This is a genomic window from Psychrobacter faecalis (assembly GCF_016107575.1).
Lineage (GTDB): Bacteria > Pseudomonadota > Gammaproteobacteria > Pseudomonadales > Moraxellaceae > Psychrobacter > Psychrobacter faecalis.
The window spans coordinates 57,918-77,264 of the sequence record NZ_JABAST010000001.1; the positions used below are offsets into that span (position 1 = coordinate 57,918).

General features: G+C 44.5%; 9 protein-coding genes. 6 read left to right on the forward strand and 3 right to left on the reverse strand.

What is annotated here, in order from left to right; genetic code table 11:
• The first annotated feature begins 248 nt into the window (after positions 1-248).
• Positions 249-1,460: a glycosyltransferase family protein gene (locus tag JFC07_RS00240; protein WP_198327799.1), complete on the forward strand. Its 1,212-nt coding sequence runs from the start codon at positions 249-251 to the stop codon at positions 1,458-1,460.
• A 297-nt stretch (positions 1,461-1,757) separates the two neighbouring features.
• On the forward strand, positions 1,758-2,033 hold the full coding sequence (locus JFC07_RS00245; RefSeq protein ID WP_426223639.1) for a CsbD family protein: 276 nt from the start codon (positions 1,758-1,760) through the stop codon (positions 2,031-2,033).
• 144 nt (positions 2,034-2,177) lie between these two features.
• Here the strand turns inward: JFC07_RS00245 and JFC07_RS00250 are convergent, their stop codons facing one another.
• Positions 2,178-3,182, reverse strand: a complete 1,005-nt coding sequence (locus JFC07_RS00250; protein ID WP_198327800.1) for a phosphatase PAP2 family protein — start codon at positions 3,180-3,182, stop codon at positions 2,178-2,180.
• Between the two features lie 15 nt (positions 3,183-3,197).
• A complete protein-coding gene (locus JFC07_RS00255) occupies positions 3,198-5,183 on the reverse strand; it encodes a protein-L-isoaspartate(D-aspartate) O-methyltransferase (RefSeq protein WP_198327801.1) in 1,986 nt (661 codons plus the stop codon).
• Between the two features lie 682 nt (positions 5,184-5,865).
• Between JFC07_RS00255 and JFC07_RS00260 the strand changes: the two genes are divergently transcribed.
• The 3 genes from JFC07_RS00260 (at position 5,866) to JFC07_RS00270 (ending at position 12,571) form a co-directional block, all read left to right on the forward strand.
• Entirely contained in the window at positions 5,866-7,383 is a 1,518-nt protein-coding gene (locus tag JFC07_RS00260; protein WP_198327802.1) for an exonuclease SbcCD subunit D C-terminal domain-containing protein, read from the forward strand.
• A 79-nt stretch (positions 7,384-7,462) separates the two neighbouring features.
• Complete coding sequence (locus JFC07_RS00265) at positions 7,463-11,473, forward strand: AAA family ATPase (protein WP_198327803.1); 4,011 nt, start codon at positions 7,463-7,465, stop codon at positions 11,471-11,473.
• 30 nt (positions 11,474-11,503) lie between these two features.
• The gene (locus JFC07_RS00270; protein WP_198327804.1) at positions 11,504-12,571 is read left to right on the forward strand and encodes a WG repeat-containing protein; all 1,068 of its coding nucleotides are present in this window, start codon (positions 11,504-11,506) and stop codon (positions 12,569-12,571) included.
• Positions 12,572-12,697: 126 nt separating this feature from the next.
• Here the strand turns inward: JFC07_RS00270 and JFC07_RS00275 are convergent, their stop codons facing one another.
• Positions 12,698-17,506, reverse strand: coding sequence for an NAD-glutamate dehydrogenase (locus JFC07_RS00275; protein WP_198327805.1), 4,809 nt, complete (start codon positions 17,504-17,506; stop codon positions 12,698-12,700).
• A gap of 377 nt (positions 17,507-17,883) precedes the next feature.
• Here JFC07_RS00275 and purD point away from each other — a divergent pair, with 377 nt between their 5' ends.
• Positions 17,884-19,218, forward strand: coding sequence for a phosphoribosylamine--glycine ligase (gene purD, locus JFC07_RS00280; RefSeq protein WP_198327863.1), 1,335 nt, complete (start codon positions 17,884-17,886; stop codon positions 19,216-19,218).
• Positions 19,219-19,347: the final 129 nt, after the last annotated feature.

Consider the following 19,347-nt stretch of genomic DNA (forward strand, 5'->3'; position numbering starts at 1 on the left):
GTTAGAGTGCCACGCTTCGCTTGCAATGACACTTGCTGTCACTGCGAGGTTTTGAAAAATAATGGCAGTCTATAGTCGATGCACCTAAAAAGTGTTATATCGCTACTAGGATGAATTTTACGCAGCCTCTGTCTGCGTAGGCACAGCACGCAAGTAAAATTTGTGCTAGTAGCGCGTTTAAATTTATATAACCGTCTTATTTTCAACTGATCATAGTTATATGAGATAACATCAAAAGGGAGAATAAGATGTCAGATTTTTTCCAAAACGGCGTTATAACAACACTACAAAATGTGGGAAATCGCTCCTTAGAAAGCATAGAAGAAGAGTTGTTGCACTTTTCAAAACGCAGAAACATGGTGCTTTTGCTTCCCGCTCTCTACTCAGAGTTTGAAACGCCAGCGATGCAGACTATTATTGATGAGCTTAAAAACGTGAAGTATCTCTATAAAATTATACTTGGACTCGATGGTGCAACTGAGGAGCAGTTTTTAGAAGTAAAGAAACGTATGAGCATTTTGGAGTGTAGTGTTGAGGTACTTTGGAATGATGGTCCAAACGTAAAAAAGATATATAAAGAGCTTACAGATGAGGGTTTTCCTGGTTTAGACACTCCAGGAAAAGGTCGTAATGTCTGGACGATGATAGGTTATGGTCTCACAGATCAAGATAACTATGCTTTTGCCCTGCATGATTGTGACATAGTAAACTACTCACGAGCGCTTGTTGCACGGCTTTTTTACCCCATAGTACACCCCGGACTTGATTTTGAGTTTAACAAAGGCTATTACTCTCGCGTTACAAACAAGCTCCACGGTCGTGTGACCCGTCTTTTTTATACACCACTCATAAAAGCCCTCAAGATCACTTTTGGCTCAAACCAGTACTTGGAGTATATGCAGAGTTTTCGTTATGCCCTCTCTGGAGAGTTCGCATTTATCCGCTCTCTTGGTCGTGGTATTGCGATTTCTCCTACTTGGGGGCTTGAGGTTTCAACACTCTCAGAAGTTTATAACAACACCTCAAACCGTCGTATCTGTCAAACAGAAATCATGGAGAGTTATGAGCATAAACATCAAGACTTAGGCTCAAAAAGTGAAGGTGGTGGCATTTACAAGATGGCAAACGATATAGCTAAAACTCTTTTTAGAATTTTAGCTCAAGAGGGAGTGGTTTTTTCAGAAGCCTCTTTTAAAACACTCCTTGCTTCATACTACCAGCAGTCGCGTATTGAAATTTCAAAGTACAATACACTCAGTAAGATAAATGCCCTTGAGTACAACCGCCAAAATGAGATAAGGGCAGTCGAAGCTTTTGAAGAGGCTATCAAAGAAGCTGCAGCTGAATTTTGTGAGGATCCAATGGGTGTGACATCCCTCTCTCCATGGATTACAGTGCGTTCCGTTTTACCTGGCTTTTCCGATAGATTTAGAGCGATGGTAAAAGAGGAGTCAAAATGATGGTTATAATCCCAGTTCGGAATAAGTGATTCATTAAGCTGCTGATAGTAACGGTCTAATTAAAATCATAACTTATACCGTCATAACAAATCAGCGGACTTAACAATAGTTCAGCAACACTTTAAACATTCGTTATACAGACAGCCCAATTGAGTCTCTCTATATTAGATATGTCAGCTTGAAGTTTAATAATTGCTGATAGCTTATTTATAAATAAAAAAAATAAAAGATGGATGAGCTTAGTCTTGGTATAGATGCGTTGACTCAACCACTCATAAATGGAAAAGGAAAACCATAATGGACAATCAAAATGTGAACGAAAAAAGTATGGATGAACAGTACAAAAACAATCAAAAAATGGATAATGATATGAATAACCAGACACTAAAAGGCGAATGGAACCAGCTCAAAGGTTCAGTAAAACAAAAATGGGCAGATTTAACAGATGACGATCTCACCCATATCGAAGGTGACCGCGATAAATTAGTCGGTCGTGTCCAAGAGCGTTATGGTCAATCAAAAGAAGATGCTGAACGTGATGTAGACAACTGGCGTAACCAAAATAACTATTGATTATAGTGTCTTTAATAGTTATACCCTTAAAACGCAACAAGCCCGTGGCTATGGTCACGGGCTTTTTTAGTCAATCTAATTAGGACTTGATCCTTTATCAGTGTGCTATTTGTGTCGATACTTCATAGTAGCTTACTACAATGGTTAAGATAACATTGGAAGTTGATAGATTTTTGCGTAAATCAACGTACTAATAAATACGCCTAACCCGCTCAGCCAGATTATGTATACATGAGAAGTTGACCACTCGACTTTCCATACGATCTTATCTTTAGCGCTTAACCACTCCGTAATACTAATGCCAAGCGTCAACCAAAACGCACCTACAAGATAGCCGCCCAGTACATCGCTTAAATAATGCTGGTTCAGTACCACTCTGCTCAAGCCGATCAATAGGATAAAAAGTATGGCTATGGTCGTTATACGAATTTTTTGCGCAAAATTTTGGTTAAATCGAATTAGCAGGTAAGCGATAAAGCCATATAACGCCATAGCAGTCGTCGCATGACCACTTGGAAATGAAAAAGTTTGTACGGCAAGCAAGCTATTATCAGGACGCTCGCGCTCCAATACATGTTTTAGCAAATAAGTCACGGTAGTACTGCTTAAAGTAGCAATCAATAACCCTACTATGATATAGCGTTGCTGCCTTACCCAGCAGCTCAGCGCAGCAAGCAGAACCACCAAAACATAGATAGGAGTAGACGCAAAGCTGGTTATCAGCACAAAAAAACCGACACTATCAGAATCTGGTCGCAAACTTATTCGCGCTGATAAAAAATGATCTATCATTACGACAGCCCCAACAGGATTTGGTAAGGCCACAGCGTTGATTAGCGTTATAAATAACACTAATATGCAGGCCATCATCACGCATAACAGTGTCAAAGGTAGACGATAGAAATGCTGTACATCAAACTGCTGAGACAGTATTCTATAAGACTTGGGATACTTGTCTTTAAATTGTATGAAACGTTGGTTTTGTGCAAAATCTCGATGAGTCCGCGCCACATAACGAGTCACTTGTGTAAAAAGACTCTGGCCATAGCGGATAGCCACGTACTGCCATAACAACAAAACAATGATGACCAGAAAAATCAGACCAGTTAAGACGAATAATGGCTGGTTTTCTGGTATAAATGATGTCATTGTTCACCCTAGTGCTTATAATCCAAACGAGAAGATATCGAGCTCACCTTCTTCCCTCTCTTTACTTAACGCCTCAACCGCGCGCGATTCATCAAACCAGATATACTCATCAAACTGCGCCGGCAAAGAGGCATAAAAATAATGACTTTGTCGCTCAGTCTGGGGTCTATAAATGACGCCGATCGCGCGCTCAAGTCGCTCTGGAAGTAGCTTTTTACGCACCTCATCATCTAAAGGATATCGCAGCGGTAAAAGTAAGTTATCAGCGGGCGCATCGTGAAAGAGGCGCTCATAACTGTCTGGTCGCGCGTGCTGAACTTTTTTTATCTCCATCGCACCATCCCAGTCAGAAGCTGCAGCCACCGTACCATGATCGGTGCCAAAGCCGATGTTGTAGACTTTGTCGCCAAATTTTTGCCGTGCCAATTGACCTATATTTAGCTCGCCGCGAGCGCTCATTTGGGTGGCTCGAGCATCGCCGATGTGGGAATTGTGCGCCCAAACGACCGCCTTTGATTCAGACCCTTTAAAGTCAAGCACCGCCTGTAAGGTGTCCATCATGTGCTGATCGCGCTGATTCCATGAGCTGTCTGTCGCGTAATACATGGTTCGGTAATAGCGTTCGGCATCGACGATCAGCCTAGCGTTTTGTTTGGCATCAAAAAACTGCTCTTCATTGGCGGCAGCGTACTCTAAACGCTTCTTGAGTAAATCTTGCAGGTTTTTGAGTACCTCGGTCTCGCAGTCCCTATGTTGCTGAGTAATCACAGCACGGCCGTATAAAGAAGGCTCATCCGCCCAAGGCATCAAACAGCCATAACGCTCGCGGGCAATGTCTGCCGTCTTAGGATCCACGTCTTGTAAATAGCTCAAGACGCTTTCGATAGAGCCGTATAAGCTGTATAAATCCAAACCATAAAACCCTACTTTTTGCTCAGTAGATTTGCCTTTATTATAGTCATGAAGCCAATGGGTAAATGTGAGCATAGACTGATTGGCCCACATCCAAGTCGGGAATCTAGAAAACGGTTTATGTTGACGCCGCGCATCTTGCTCTTGCCCACGAATATAACGATTGATGTGCGCCGCATCCGGCCAGTCCGCTTCAGCGGTAACAATGGTAAAGCCCTTTTTCTCGATAAGCGCTTTGGTGATTTTTGCCCGCATATCATAAAATTCAGCAGTGCCATGTGACGCCTCGCCCAGCAGCACCACACGGCTATCGCCGATACGCTCTAAAAGATTGTCTAGATTGACCTCATCGATACTGGCAAAAGACTCACTTGCTTGACCAATCAATTCAGGCAAAGTTGACGCCTTTGACGTGTCCTCGCTTTTTTCTTTACTGCTTTTATCGTGCCAACCTGCCGCGCCAATTAAGGGGACAAAACGAACGCCGCCTAAATCCTCTGTTTGATAGTCCTCTTGACTGACGCGCCGAAAGCGAAGCAGCTTTTGTGATTTTAAGGAGGCACCGACAGGAATGACCAATCGCCCACCAATCGCTAACTGCTCTTTAAGCGTCTGCGGAACCTCAGGCGCTCCTGCGGCAACGATGATGGCATCAAAAGGTGCTTTGTCCGCCCAGCCAAGCGTCCCATCGCCGTGTTTGACTTGAATATTGGTATACCCCAGCGCGTTGAGTTTGGCCTTCGCTGTATCGGCCAATGCCTTGTGGCGCTCAATCGTATAGACAGTATCGCAAATCTCCCCAAGCACGGCGGCGGCATAGCCTGATCCTGTCCCAACCTCAAGCACGCGGTCACCTGATTGCAGCTCAAGCGCGGCTGTCATTAAGGCCACAATATAAGGCTGCGAGATGGTCTGACTCTCTTCAATAGGTAAAGGGGCATCCCTATAAGCAGAATCGATAAGATCGGCAGGTATAAATTTTTCACGCGGCACGCTACCTAGTGCATCCAGTACCGTTTGATCATGTAGACCCCGCGCTACGAGCTGGTCATCTATCATCTGCTGTCTGCGAGCTTTAAAGTTATCCATGATGATTTCCTTGATTTTCATTTTGGAGGTTTCAATAATCTAAAAGTTGCAAGATTCTAGATATCGTCAGTCCTAAACAAAGTAGATAAAAAAATATCTAACTGAAGAAAATTCAATTTTAGCTGGAGGTTTTTAAAAATAACATCAATAATTTTTAACTTGCTTGTAATCTTTTTAAAATTAATACCCTGTATTTATTCTATAAACCTACAATTCGTTTATTAAAAAACACGTAGTTTGCCAATAGAGTTTAACAATTATTAAGCCAAATATTATTTAGGCTACGGCTAATGATTATCTAATTCAATGTGATTGTATCTATTCTGTGTAGGGTTAACGTAATATATTTATTTTGAATTACATATGTTTAAGGTATACCCCAACGGAACCAGTAATTTCACCCTTAAAACCTATTAACAGACCACTTAAAACAGACTGGTATAATGGAACTACTAATAATAGACCGCTAGACTTTTTTAACTCTTACTCTTATGACATCACCGATACCCATTTTCTTGCATTTGATGAGCATTTTACTGACCAAAGTTCAATTTACTCATCAATGCTGAATAAGTCTTTCCGTCTTTTTCACAGTGAATCAATCACAAGTTTATAAGCAAAGCAAACCACAGCAATTCTTGCTAGAATAATCGCAGTCTTTTAACCATTATTAAGTTCACTTATGCCTGCATTTGCTATTAAACCGCTTACTATTCTTCATACCTCCGACTGGCATTTGGGACGCAGACTTTATGGGCGCATGCGTTATGAGGAATTTGAAGCCTTTTTAAGTTGGCTACAAGAGACCATTAGCGCGCAAAAAGTGGACGTACTTATCGTAGCCGGTGATATCTTTGACACCATGACCCCAAGTAACAGAGCCCAAGCGCTGTATTATGAGTTTTTAGGTAAAGTATCAAAATTGTGCTGCGAGCATATAGTCATCGTCGCGGGCAACCACGACTCCCCGACTTTTTTAGATGCCCCCAGTAAAGTCTTAAAGTTTCTAAATGTCCATGTCATCGGTACTGCTTGTGACGATTTAAATGATGAAGTGTTGGTTTTAGACGCGATTGATGGCACACCGCATTGTATTATCGCCGCTGTACCCTATCTGCGCGACCGCGATGTGCGTGGTAGCCATGCTGGCGAGTCAGCGGATAGCAAAGATACCAATGTTATCAAGGGTATTCGAGCGCATTATGATGAAGTGGCTAGCATTGCCAAAGCAAGACAGGAGCATTTAAGCGACGCTCATCAGCGCCATATTCCTATTATTGCGACGGGACATTTATTCGCCGCAGGTAGTAAAACTACAGAAGATGATGGCGTGCGCGATCTTTATGTTGGCTCGCTCGGTCAAATCTCCGCTGATATGTTTGATGAGTGCTTTGATTATGTGGCACTGGGGCATTTACATGTGCCGCAACGCGTCGGCGGCTGTGAGCATATCCGCTATTCAGGCTCGCCTATCGCCATGGGTTTTGGCGAAGCAAAGCAGCAAAAACAAGTGTTATTGGTAGAGTTTGGCGAAGTAGAAAAATCTTTATCTGATGAAAGTACTATTCTTCAGCCTGCCAATACTACAAGTAAGGTTAAAAAAGTCGCGAAAAAAGCAGCCATTCAAACGCCTGAATTTATGGATGATTTATTTGCTTTTGTTGAGCAAGAAGAAAGCGCCGCAATTAACGTCGATGAAAAACCCTTTACTCAGTCAAAGGCGATGCAGCTTGATTCTACTTTTACAACGTCTGATTTAACTTCCCAACGACTGCATCATGATGAGTCACGGCAAATGCAGGTAATCTCGCTGCCGATTCCTTGCTTTCAAAAACTGGCGCAGATAACGGGCGATTTGACCGCCATCGCTGCTACGATAAAATCATTAAAGCCCTCAGAGTCTATTTGGCTAGAAGTGATTTATGACGGTGATGAAATCGTCAATGAGCTGCGTGAAGAAGTGAATGCCATGATCGAGGGTTTCACTTGCGAAGTGTTAAAAATCAAAAATACGCGCACCTACAATAAAGTCCTCAATCAGCAGCAATCTTCTGTAACCTTACAAGATTTAAATGAGCTTGATGTGTTTGATAAATGCTTAGAAATCAATGGCATTGCCGATACCCAAAAAGCCTCATTACGCAGCGCCTATCAGCAGATACTCCATAATATCTACCATGATGACGTTCAAGCTGAATAAATGAGCAATGAGCGCGGCATCAAAACATAAGTTCCAAAGCCCAATCACAACCATCCATTCAAACGACAAAGACCGACACATGCGCCTAATCGAACTGCGACTCAAAAACTTAAACTCTTTAAAGGGCGAATGGCATATCGATTTCGCTGATTCCGCGTTTATCAATGAAGGCATATTTGCCATTACTGGACAGACCGGCGCTGGCAAGACCACGATTTTGGATGCGATTTGTCTGGCGCTATATGGTGAGACGCCGCGGATCAATAACATCAGTAAAAGTAGCAACGAGGTCATGACGCGGCAAACGGCAGAGTGTTTCGCGGAAGTGGTCATTGATTTAAATGGCACGCAATATCGCTGCCGCTGGGGGCAGCGCCGCGCTTATGGCAAGGCGGATGGTAACTTGCAAGATGCCACCCATGAGATTGCTTTGGTAACGCCCAAAACTGACGATGACAGTAATGCCGATAGCAAAGATGACAAGCTTAAAGGCGATGAAATACTAGAAAGCAAACTCTCACGCACCAAAGAAAAAATTGTTGAGCTGACACGAATGGATTTTCAGCAGTTCACGCGTTCAATCTTACTGGCGCAGGGCAGTTTTTCCGCGTTTTTAAAGGCTAAGGCCGATGAGCGCGCCGATATCTTAGAAAAAATCACGGGTACAGATATCTACGCGACGATATCGACCCATGTTTTTGAAAAAAAACGCGCGGAAGAAGAAATTTTAAATAAACTACAGTTTGGCTTAGAGGGTTTAACTTTGTTAGACGCCGATGAAGAAGCGCTGATTAAGGAAAAATTAACCTTGCATCAAACCGCGCAAACCCAGCAGCAACAACAGTATCAACGTCTGCAAGCGCAAATCAATTGGCTCGATACGGTGGCAGAATTAGAAAAAAACGTCGATAATCATCAAAACGAGGTTACGGTTGCCAAGCAAGCGCAGGCAGATTTCGCTCCTGACGCTAAGCGTCTTAACGCCGCCAATAAAGCCTTGGAGATTGACAGCCAATACAGTCAACTTGCCTATAATCGTAATGACGTTAAACGTTTGCAAAATGATCAGCAGGCACTAAATCATCAGCTGCCGCAGCAACAAGAGCGCCTTGCGCACGCGGTGAATGCGCTAAAAGCAGCTGACACTGATACGCAGAGCGCCTATGACGAGCTGCAAATCACGTTACCAAAAATTGCTCACGCTCGTAAGCTCGATGGGGCAATCGCCCAGCAAATGCAGGTGTTAGACGATCAGCAGCAAAGAAAACAACGCCTGGCGACCAATACGCAAGGCTTACGCCAAGAGATAGAAAATCATACCGTCCAATTCAATCAGGACAAGGCCCAGTTAGCAACGATAGAAAAATATTTGATTAACGCCGCCGCTTTGCACGATATAGATACCGATGCGGCAAATTTTGATAGTCATGGCAGCCGCTTAAAAGCGCTGCTGCAAGATAATGCCGCTTTGGCAAACGAAAAAATTGCTCATCATCAGCAATCAATCCAATATCAAACCAATCTTGATCAATGTCAGCAGCAGCAAGATGCGACCAACGCTTTGATTGCCAAAGCGCGTGAAGCGCTAGCCACTTTGCAAAAACAGCAGGCAGCATTAACCCAAACGCAGTCATTGGCTGCTATACGTGATGAGCAAGAGCAGATTGAGCACACGCACAGCCAGATAGAGCAAGTGAGCTCTAAGGCACAGCAAATTGAAGCGCTTGCTAGCCAAATCAATAAGATAAACACTGCCCTGCCGACCATTAATGATACCTTGACCAAACTGGCGGCGAGCATTACTGACAACGAAGCGCTTATGGCAGACGCCAAAGACCGACGTCAAGATAAGCAAAAGCTGCTCGATTCATGGCAACAGGTTGCCAGTTTAGAGCGTTATATTACCCAACTAAAAGAGGGCGATCCTTGCCCGCTTTGCGGTGCGCGCGAGCATCCTTATGGCGCCCATCATCCTGTATTGAACAAAGAGCCATCCGAAGTGGCTCAAACGCAGCAGCAAATAAGCGAGCTGGATACGACGATAAATACGCTAGAACAAACCATCTCCAAGCAGCGTATTGAATATGCCACCACACAAAATCAGATTAAGCAGTTGCACGAGCAAAAAACCCCACTCTATGAGCAGATAAAAAAACTGGGCGCGGACAGCAATGACTTAATACAGCCGCTTTTGGCTAAAACCTATTCTAACGCCGTGACTGAAAGCATGACTCAGCTTGGCCAAATTGGCATAGATATGGATTTGTTGAGTGAACAAATAGCTGACGACTCAACAGATTGCACACTGATAAAAGAGCGCTTAATAAAAGATGGTTTGTTATTGCTAGAGACGATTAAAGACCAACTCAGTAAGCGCAAGCAGTCTTTAAAAGACACGCTTACACAACATGAAGCACTAAGCGATGAGCTTGCTAAAACGAATAAAACCATTGAGACGTTTGAAAAGCAGCAGTATCAGCTTGCCACTGATATTCATGAGATTAAGAGCAATAGTCAAATAAGCACGCTGGCTTTGGATGCTATCGAGAAAAAAATCTCGACGAATTTTGCCGAATTAACGCAGCTTAAAGACGCTATATTGGCGATATTAAATAAATATCTTGCGGGCAAGTATGAGCTAGATGCCGTTACCAAACCTGCTGCTTTACAGCCGCTGCTAGCGAGTATTGACCAGCAAGTTATGCTAAATAAAGCTGACTATGAGGTTCACCTTGATACGCTGCGTCAGCAGCGTAGTAGTTTGGTGCAATTAAAGCAGCAGTTTACTGCTTATAAAAATGCCCAACAAAACCTAATCACTGCGCTTAGCAGCATTACCGTGCAAATCGAAACCAAGCAAGCCCAGTTGGATAAACAAAAGGTTGAGCTTGATGATTTGCTGCAAGCAATTATTGCGAAAACCGAGACACTGGCACAATTAACCACTGAGCGGCGTGATATTTTTGCAGACAATATTTTTGCAGATAACGTGCCGAACATTGGTGTTGATAATAGCAACATGAATATCAATCCTGATGCAGAAGAAGCAAGGTTACGCACTGTCCTTGAACAGGCGCATAGCGAACAAGCAGTAGCGCAGCGGCAGTTAGATAGTGCTGAGCTCACTCTCAAACAATTACAACGACAGCAGCAGTTGCTTGCCGAGCAATTAACGACCGCTAGCACTGCTCTGACGACGCAAGAAGATATTTTTAAAACCGCGCTCGCCAGCTCTGACTTTAGCGATGAAGCAGAATTCATGCGCGCGCGCCTGCCAGCTGCCGAGCGTCATCACTTAACCGAGCAGCAGCAGCAAATCAACGATACGCTCAAGCAAGCGCAATCCCTATTGACTCAAACCTTGCAAGCACTGGCGGAGAAAAAAGCCAACCCTTTAACCACTGAAGATAGAGAGTCGCTGGCTGAGCAGCAGCAATTGGCACAAAATGAATTGCAGCGCTTGATTGAAGCAATCGGCGCCATGAGCCAACAGCTCAAAGACAATGAAGAGAAAAAAGGCAACCAGCAGGCTCAGCGCCAAGCCATTGCTCATCAAAAAGACACCTTGCAAGTCTGGCGACAGCTCAATGAACTGATAGGCTCAAGCAGTGGCAAAAAGTATCGTACCTTTGCCCAAGGTCTGACCTTTGATATCATGGTGACCCATGCCAATGCCCAACTGCATAAAATGAGCGATCGCTATTTGCTGGCGCGTGACGACAATAGTCCGCTCGAGCTCAATGTCATTGACAACTATCAAGGTGGCGAGAGACGCAGCACTAAAAATCTCTCTGGCGGTGAAGGCTTTATTATCAGCCTAGCATTAGCGCTCGGACTGTCGCAGATGGCCAGTCATAATATTCGCGTCGATTCGTTATTTTTGGACGAAGGCTTTGGCACCCTTGATGAGGAATCACTGGATATCGCCCTCGATACCTTGACCAGCTTACAGCAAGAAGGCAAATTGATTGGCGTCATCTCGCACGTGCAGGCGCTAAAAGAGCGTATTTTGACCCAAATTCAAGTCACTAAGCTCTCAGGTGGCTTTAGTAAAATCACTGGACAAGGCTGTTATCATATTGCCAGTTAATGGCTAAAGTAATTTTAAGGTGGCACATTTATGCATACTCTATTTAAAATTATTTATATTAATGCGCGTTTGCTTACTGCTTTTATATTTACCATTACTGCTTTTACTTTAAGTTTGACGTCTGCGCAGGCGACGATTAATTGCGCCGGAACTTTACCCAGTAGCTACTTTGAGCGTATTGAAAATAATACGCCGTTTGCTGGCAAGTTGATCGAACAAGCTGACGGGTCGCAGCAGCTGCAAGACCTAAGTGGTCATGTTGTCATGGATAATTTGTCCGATGCTTATATCGTGATGGACAGCTATGTGCTTGCTAAGCAGGATAGTAAATACGGCGTTATCAATGCTGCTGGCAAGATTATTGTCCCTTTTGACTATGACGCTATTCAAACCGAGCCGGATATCGCAACCAGCTTTATTGTCAGCGTCAAATCATCAGATGCGACAACCAGACAAGGTATTATCAATCGTCATGGTGATTGGATTTTTCCACTAACTACGGCACCTATCGAGCATGCGCACTACGATTCTGATCATGACCAAGATTATTTTAAAATAACTAGCAATCAAGGGCGCACAGGACTGCTTGATGATAAAGGCTACTGGGCAATCATGCCAAAGTATAAGGCGATTCATCCGTTAAATGCTTGTACAGGTCAGCTTTTATATTTGCAAGTGAGCTTAAACGACGAGACAGCACTCATTGACCAACATAACCAAGTCATCATTCCGTTTGCCGCCCATCAACATATCGAAGCGTTTAATACTTCTGCTAAGCCGCCGCTATTTTTGCGCAGTACGTTAGTCGATGGTAGCACCGCTACAGGCATGAGCGAAGATATCCAAGACGAGATTGTTAGCGCGCAGATTATCGATGCCAATGGTAAGTTAATCCTCGCATCAGACGCCCCCATCAGAAAGCTGCTATACCATCAGCTTTATACTTATAAGCAAGCGGGCAAGTTTGGCATTATGAATGATAAAGGTGATGTGATACTAACACCTCAATTTGCTAGCTATCGTGACGATGGTGAGAAAGTCTGGGTTGAAAAAGACGGCAAAATGCGCCGTTTAAATACCTTTATAACCTTAAATTAGCCTTTTTAGTTTTCTTTTTATTATTGAAAAACAAAAAATCACCGTTAACTCATAACGGTGATTTTTTTCTATAAACATATAGTCTGGATTTTCTGTAATTTGCTATCTGGCTTATTTTTTAGCTTATTACTTACTTACCAGCCCACTAAGCTCACTCATCAATACCGATAACGTTGATAAACTAATATCACTTTCATCATTGCTATCAATTTTTTGCATCTCAGCGGTGATGGAATCAAGCTGACTTTCATGACGAGATTTCCAGTCATTAAAGGCTTGTTTGGCATCAGGCTGCTTTAATAAAGTATCCATCAGCATACGCAGACTGCGCGAAACTTCGTTGACAAGGGCATGACGCGCACGGCGATCCCAGTGGTCTTGCTGCGGTAAGGTGGCGATATTGTCCATCATCCAATCTAGCTGTAAAACGTGATAGGCCTCAAAGTATAAAGTGGCAATCTCATCGACTGGGCGTTCATACTGCTCAGCCAACAGCGCGGCATCTAGCGCATCGACATGGTACGGCAACATCGCGAACATCGCCGCGTCATCCGCAGACAGCTCGTCTTCCGTTAAGCTTGTGATGTCTTCTTGCAAATACTCTGAGAATTGCTGCTCGATAAAACCGCCTGCTTTGGTCAATTTTTCCACACTGTCTTCAAAGCGCTCGATCATATCGGCAACTTGTAAATCCTGACCAAAGGCATTGATAAACCACACTACGCCATTTTCAAGCGCATCACGCAAACGTAGCTCAAGCTCAAGTAGCAAGGTGGCATCGACTTGATTGTCTAGTGACTCAAGTTTTTCCCAAGCTTTTGATACATGGAAGACATCACGAGCAATCGCATAGCCGCGCGCAATCGTAGCAAGCGTTTGCCCCGTTTCCTCAAATAAACGGAATAAGGCTTCGATACCCAAACGGTTGACGATGCTATTGGTCAAATAAGTACTGATGATTTCACGGTGCAGGCGATGTTCTTTCATCTCATCAAAGAAGTTTGCTGCCAGCTCATCAGGGAAGTATTGGCGCAGCTCATTAACGAAATACGGCGCATCAGGCAAATCTGACGCCAACAAATTATCGTACACCCACATTTTGCCGTAAGCCATCACAACTGCCAGCTCTGGATTGGTGAGACCTGTGCCCGCTTTTTGACGCTTGGCAATCTCTTCATCCGATGGCAGATATTCAATGGCGCGATCAAGACGTCCTTCGCTTTCTAACATTTGAATAAAGCGTTGATGGTCACTTAAATTTGCCGCCGCGCGTAGATGGCTGAGCTCAAGCGCCTGTGGTTGTAGATAGTTTTGGCGCAGTACCAATTCAGCGACCGTATCGGTCATAGACTCTAACAGCTCATTACGCTGCTTGAGCGTCATGTCGCCTTGCTCAACCACTTTACCCAGTAAAATCTTAATATTGACTTCATGATCCGAGCAGTTGACGCCGCCTGAGTTGTCAATGGCATCGGTATAAATGCGCCCGCCCGTTTGTGCGTATTCGATACGCCCTTGCTGGGTAAAGCCTAAGTTACCGCCTTCGCCAACGACCGCCGCCCGCAGCTCACCACCGTTGACGCGCACGGCATCATTGGCGCGGTCACCAACATCGGCATGACTTTCATTGGCGCTTTTCACGTAAGTTCCGATACCGCCATTCCAAATCAAATCAACTGGCGATTTTAGCAGCGCGCTGATTAACTCGTTGGGTGCAAGGCTATCTTCACTGATATCAAATAATGCTTTCATCTCAGGGCTAATAACAATGGTTTTATCTTGACGTGAGAACACGCCACCACCTTGGCTGATGAGCGATTTTTCATAGTCGTCCCACGTTGAACGCGGCAGATTAAATAAACGCTCACGCTCGGTATAAGACGCGGCGGTATCTGGGTTTGGATCGATAAAGATATGTAGATGGTTAAAGGCTGCGACCAACTTAGTATGTGTGGATCTGAGCATGCCGTTACCAAAAACGTCGCCACTCATATCGCCAATACCAACAACGGTGAAATCATCACGGTTTTGAATGTCCATACCGCGCATACGGAAGTGGCGCTTGACCGACTCCCAACCACCGCGAGCGGTGATACCCATCGCTTTATGGTCATAACCGACCGAGCCGCCTGAAGCAAAGGCATCATCGAGCCAAAAGTTATACTCGCTTGATAAGGCATTGGCGATATCTGAGAAGGTAGCGGTACCTTTATCAGCAGCAACGACTAAGTACGGGTCGTCCTCATCATGACGTACGGTGTTGGCTGGCGGGACAATTTTGCCATCGACAATATTGTCGGTCACATCAAGCATACCGCGCAGGAACGCTTGATAACAGGCGATGCCCTCTGCTTGGAAGGCTTCACGGCCATCAGCCATGGTTTTGGTCTTGACGATAAAACCGCCTTTGGAGCCAACCGGGACAATGACCGCGTTTTTGACCATTTGCGCTTTGACTAGACCAAGTACTTCGGTACGGAAATCTTCCATACGGTCCGACCAGCGTAGACCGCCGCGAGCGACTTTACCGCCGCGTAAATGCACCGCTTCAACACGTGGTGAATAAACAAATATCTCAAACATAGGCTTAGGTTTGGGTAAGTTTGGAATATCTGCCGCCAAAAACTTAAACGATAAACGGTCTTTACGTTGACCATCCGCTTCTCTTTGATAGAAGTTGGTACGCACCATGGCATTAATCAAATCTAAATACCAACGCAGGATACGATCTTCATCTAAACTACTGACGCCAGCCAAGGCGCTGTTGATTTGCTCTCGAGTTTGACTGGTTTTGCTGGCGCGCTCCTCTTCACTGTATTTAGGATTCATGCGCGCATCGAATAGCTCGCTTAAGGCAATGCTAATGGCACTATTTTTTACCACGGTTTGCTGAATATAAGCACTAGAGAACGGCGCTTTTGCTTGCATCATATAACGCGATAAGGCACGCAGTACCACCACATCATACGTGTCGAGTTTGGTGGTTAATACCAGCTCATTAAAGGAATCACTCTCAACGCGCCCTGCCCATATTTGCTTTAGGCTATCTTCAAACTGCGCGCGTACCACTTGCATATCGATGGTGTCAACATGCTCAAGCACCAGCTCATACTCTTGCATCCAAATCGGCTGCTCTGGTAAATCGAACTCATAGGTTTGCGCTGAGATGACCGATACGCCAAAGTTTTCTAGTACCGGCAAGACTTTTGAGAGAATCACAGGATTTTGGCGACCATATAGTTTTAGGTGCAGCTGATTGCTGGCGCCGCCCGTTGACTGATATAAATGCCAAATCATTGGCTGCTCGTCATTTAAGCCCGCCAGACGTTTGGTATCTTCGACCGCCGTCCGCGCATCAAAGCGTTCTTGATAGGCTGCAGGAATATAGCTTAAGAAGCGGCGCATTAAGGCATTTGCTTGCTGCTCGCCGACATTATCGAGCAGCATTTTTTGATAATTATCGCGCCATGATTGCATGAGAGCCGACAGCTTATCCTGTAGCGCCGCCGTATCCACGTCATTCACTTGACCCGGTATCGTACGCACATGGACGTGGACGCGGGCGTGTTCTGATTCGTTAAATTCCGTGGTAAAGCCAGATGACGTACCGCCGTAAGCGTCTTTTAAGACGTTTTGTACTTTAATACGCAGCTCGGTATTGAATTTATCACGTGGAATATAGACCAAGCAGGATACAAAGCGCTGATAATGATCGACTCGGCTAAATAAGCGCAAGCTTTTTTTATCTTGCAATTGGCTAATACCAGAGACGATAGGATATAACTCTTCAACGCTGGCTTGAAACAAATCATCGCGCGGTAAAGAGTTAATCACATGCATCATTTTATGATACGCATGACCATCACGTGGTAAATCCGCCATCGCCATGATTTTATTGGCTTTTTCACGTAGCAGCGGAATCTGTTGTACGCTTAGCTGATAGGCTTGCGCGGTAAATAGACCGATAAAGCGATATTCGCCAATCAGCTTGCCATGGTCATCAAACTTATGAATGCCTAAAAAATCCATGTATACCGGGCGATGAACGGGTGACACACGGCTTGATTTAGACAACATCAATACGCGTGGCTCGGTTAATAACTTTTTTAGATTATGAGGCAACTCATCAAAGCTTTTTGAGAGCGTATCCTCACTTCCGCCGCGCAACAGGCCAAGCCCACTATTACCAATGGCAAATAAGTCTAAATTGTCATCATTTTCTAAGCGGTACTCGCGATAGCCTAAAAAGATAAAATGCTCGTCTAATACCCAATCCAAAAACGCTTGAATTTCTTGCGGCGAATAATACACTTCGGGTAGATTTTGACCAGCCAGCTCCGCTTTTATATCGGTCAGCTTGCCGCGTATCTGCTGCCAGTCATCAACGACGATATCAAGGGTATCGATTTTTGCCAGCAGCATCTGCTTTAATGCCGCCAACTCGTCATTGTTTTGATAAGCGATTTCGCAATGAATCAAAGACATTTTTGAGGTGTCGCTTTCATGCGCACTTTCGACATGAGTGATATCGCCATTTTCATCGCGCTCGACGCCAATAATAATATTATAAGTACGATGGACGTCGATACCTTCTGCTTCCAAGCTCATTAAAATGGTATCGACCAAAAATGGTCTGTCGTAAGCGACTATTTGTATAACCGTATGCGAGCTATGAAAATGCTGCTCTTCTGCGATGGGGTTTAAAATAGCAAGCTGCGGCTGACTGCCGTCATAAGCTTTGAGCAAGGTGAAATGATGCAGCGCCATACCAGCCAAATCCATATTACTGATATCTTTCGCCACTTCTTGATGCAACGTCTGATAATAGCTATGAATAAAATGGTCAAATAGCGATTTGTCTTTTTGTACATAACTGGTGGCAATATCGCTTATCTGGCTGATCCGCTCTTTTGCGATATTTAAGTTGTGAGGCATATCCATTGTCCTTTGTTATAGGTTTGTCGTTCTCGTTTTTGCAATAACCAATCATTGGTATCTACTAGTGCCAACCTATCAAAGTGTAACGCACTGCGGCGTCTAGCAAAAGCGTACAACATCATTTCATGAATCAGCAATATGTCGATAACCTTTGATAATGAGACAGTTAATGAGAGAGTCTTTAATAATTAAGACAATAACATCCTAACCTCATCTAAAACTTGCTGACAGGTGGATACTCATGACAATCATGGCGTTTTTTTGTTAGAATACCGCAGTATATTGCAGCAGATTTTGCTGGCTCGCTATTAACTCCCAAAAAACTAACTCACAAACAACTCACAATGAATTTTGATGCTAAGGGCAGACGTATGATGAATATTTTGGTGATTGGCTCAGGTGGTCGCGAACACGCACTCGCATGGCAGTGTGCAAAAGACGACAAGGTACAAAACATCTACGTCGCTCCCGGTAATGCTGGCACCGCCCTTGAGCCCAAATGCCAAAACGTCACCTTAGAAGATACAGCCGATGCTGACGAACACAGTGCGGTCATCGAATTTTGCCAAAATAACGCCATTGATATGGTGATTGTCGGTCCAGAAGCGCCGTTGGTAACCGGTATCGTTGATGCTTGTCGTGCAGCCGGCATCAAAGCATGGGGGCCAACCGCTTATTGTGCGCAGCTTGAAGGCTCAAAAACCTTTGCCAAAGAATTTATGGAACAAAACAATGTTCCAACCGCAGCCTATCAAGGCTTTACGGACGCTACTGCTGCCAAAGCCTATATCGATGAGCAAGGCGCACCGATTGTGATCAAAGCCGACGGTTTGGCTGCGGGTAAAGGCGTTATCGTCGCCGAAACCATCGAGCAGGCGCACGAAGCAATTGACGATATGCTTGCGGATAATAAATTTGGCGATGCTGGTAGCCGTGTGGTTATCGAGCAATTCTTGCAAGGGGAAGAAGCCAGCTTTATTTGCATGGTAGATGGTGACAACATCTTACCGATGGCAACCAGCCAAGACCATAAACGTGCGTTTGAAGGCGATACGGGACCAAATACTGGCGGCATGGGTGCTTACTCCCCTGCGCCAGTGGTCACCCAAGACGTTCACGATAAGGTAATGGCGCAAATTATCCAACCTGTTGTTGATGCCATGAAAGCTGCCGGCCATCCTTATACCGGATTTTTATACGCTGGACTAATGATTGATGAGGCGGGCGACCCGTATGTGATTGAGTTTAACTGCCGTTTTGGCGACCCAGAAACGCAGCCGATTTTGATGCGTTTACAATCATCGATGGTTGACTTGGTAGCCCAAGGCTTAAATGGTAAATTACCAAGCGCCGCCAATTGGGATGAGCGCCCTGCTCTCGGTATTGTCGTTGCTTCAAAAGGCTATCCTGAAACCTCATCCAAAGGTGATGTGATTACTGGTATGCCAGAGTTGGATAATGATAATCAAAAGTCAGTCAAAGTTTTTCATGCTGGCACGGCTTTCTCTAATAACGATACGTTTAGTGATGATAATGATGAGAAAGAAGTGGTGACCAATGGCGGGCGCGTATTGTGCGTGACGGCATTGGCTGATAGCATTTCTGGTGCACAGCAAGCCGCATTGACCGTGACAGGCGCGATTAGCTTTGATGGCGCTCATTATCGCCGTGATATCGGTCACCAGGCGATTGCTCGCGAAAATGTTTAATATGGTTAGGCCAATTTAAAACTTATATCGTTTTTCTTATATTGTTTTTATGGCAATCCGATCTAGTGTAATGCTAGGTCGGATTTTTCGTTTGCTCATTTTTTATGAGCGTATTTTAAAAATTATCTT

Coding starts and splice junctions, on each gene's coding strand:
- JFC07_RS00240 (WP_198327799.1), top strand. CDS start 249: ATGTCAGATTTTTTCCAAAACGGCGTTATAACAACACTACAAAATGTG.
- JFC07_RS00245 (WP_426223639.1), top strand. CDS start 1,758: ATGGACAATCAAAATGTGAACGAAAAAAGTATGGATGAACAGTACAAA.
- JFC07_RS00250 (WP_198327800.1), bottom strand. CDS start 3,182: ATGACATCATTTATACCAGAAAACCAGCCATTATTCGTCTTAACTGGT.
- JFC07_RS00255 (WP_198327801.1), bottom strand. CDS start 5,183: ATGGATAACTTTAAAGCTCGCAGACAGCAGATGATAGATGACCAGCTC.
- JFC07_RS00260 (WP_198327802.1), top strand. CDS start 5,866: ATGCCTGCATTTGCTATTAAACCGCTTACTATTCTTCATACCTCCGAC.
- JFC07_RS00265 (WP_198327803.1), top strand. CDS start 7,463: ATGCGCCTAATCGAACTGCGACTCAAAAACTTAAACTCTTTAAAGGGC.
- JFC07_RS00270 (WP_198327804.1), top strand. CDS start 11,504: ATGCATACTCTATTTAAAATTATTTATATTAATGCGCGTTTGCTTACT.
- JFC07_RS00275 (WP_198327805.1), bottom strand. CDS start 17,506: ATGCCTCACAACTTAAATATCGCAAAAGAGCGGATCAGCCAGATAAGC.
- purD (WP_198327863.1), top strand. CDS start 17,884: ATGAATATTTTGGTGATTGGCTCAGGTGGTCGCGAACACGCACTCGCA.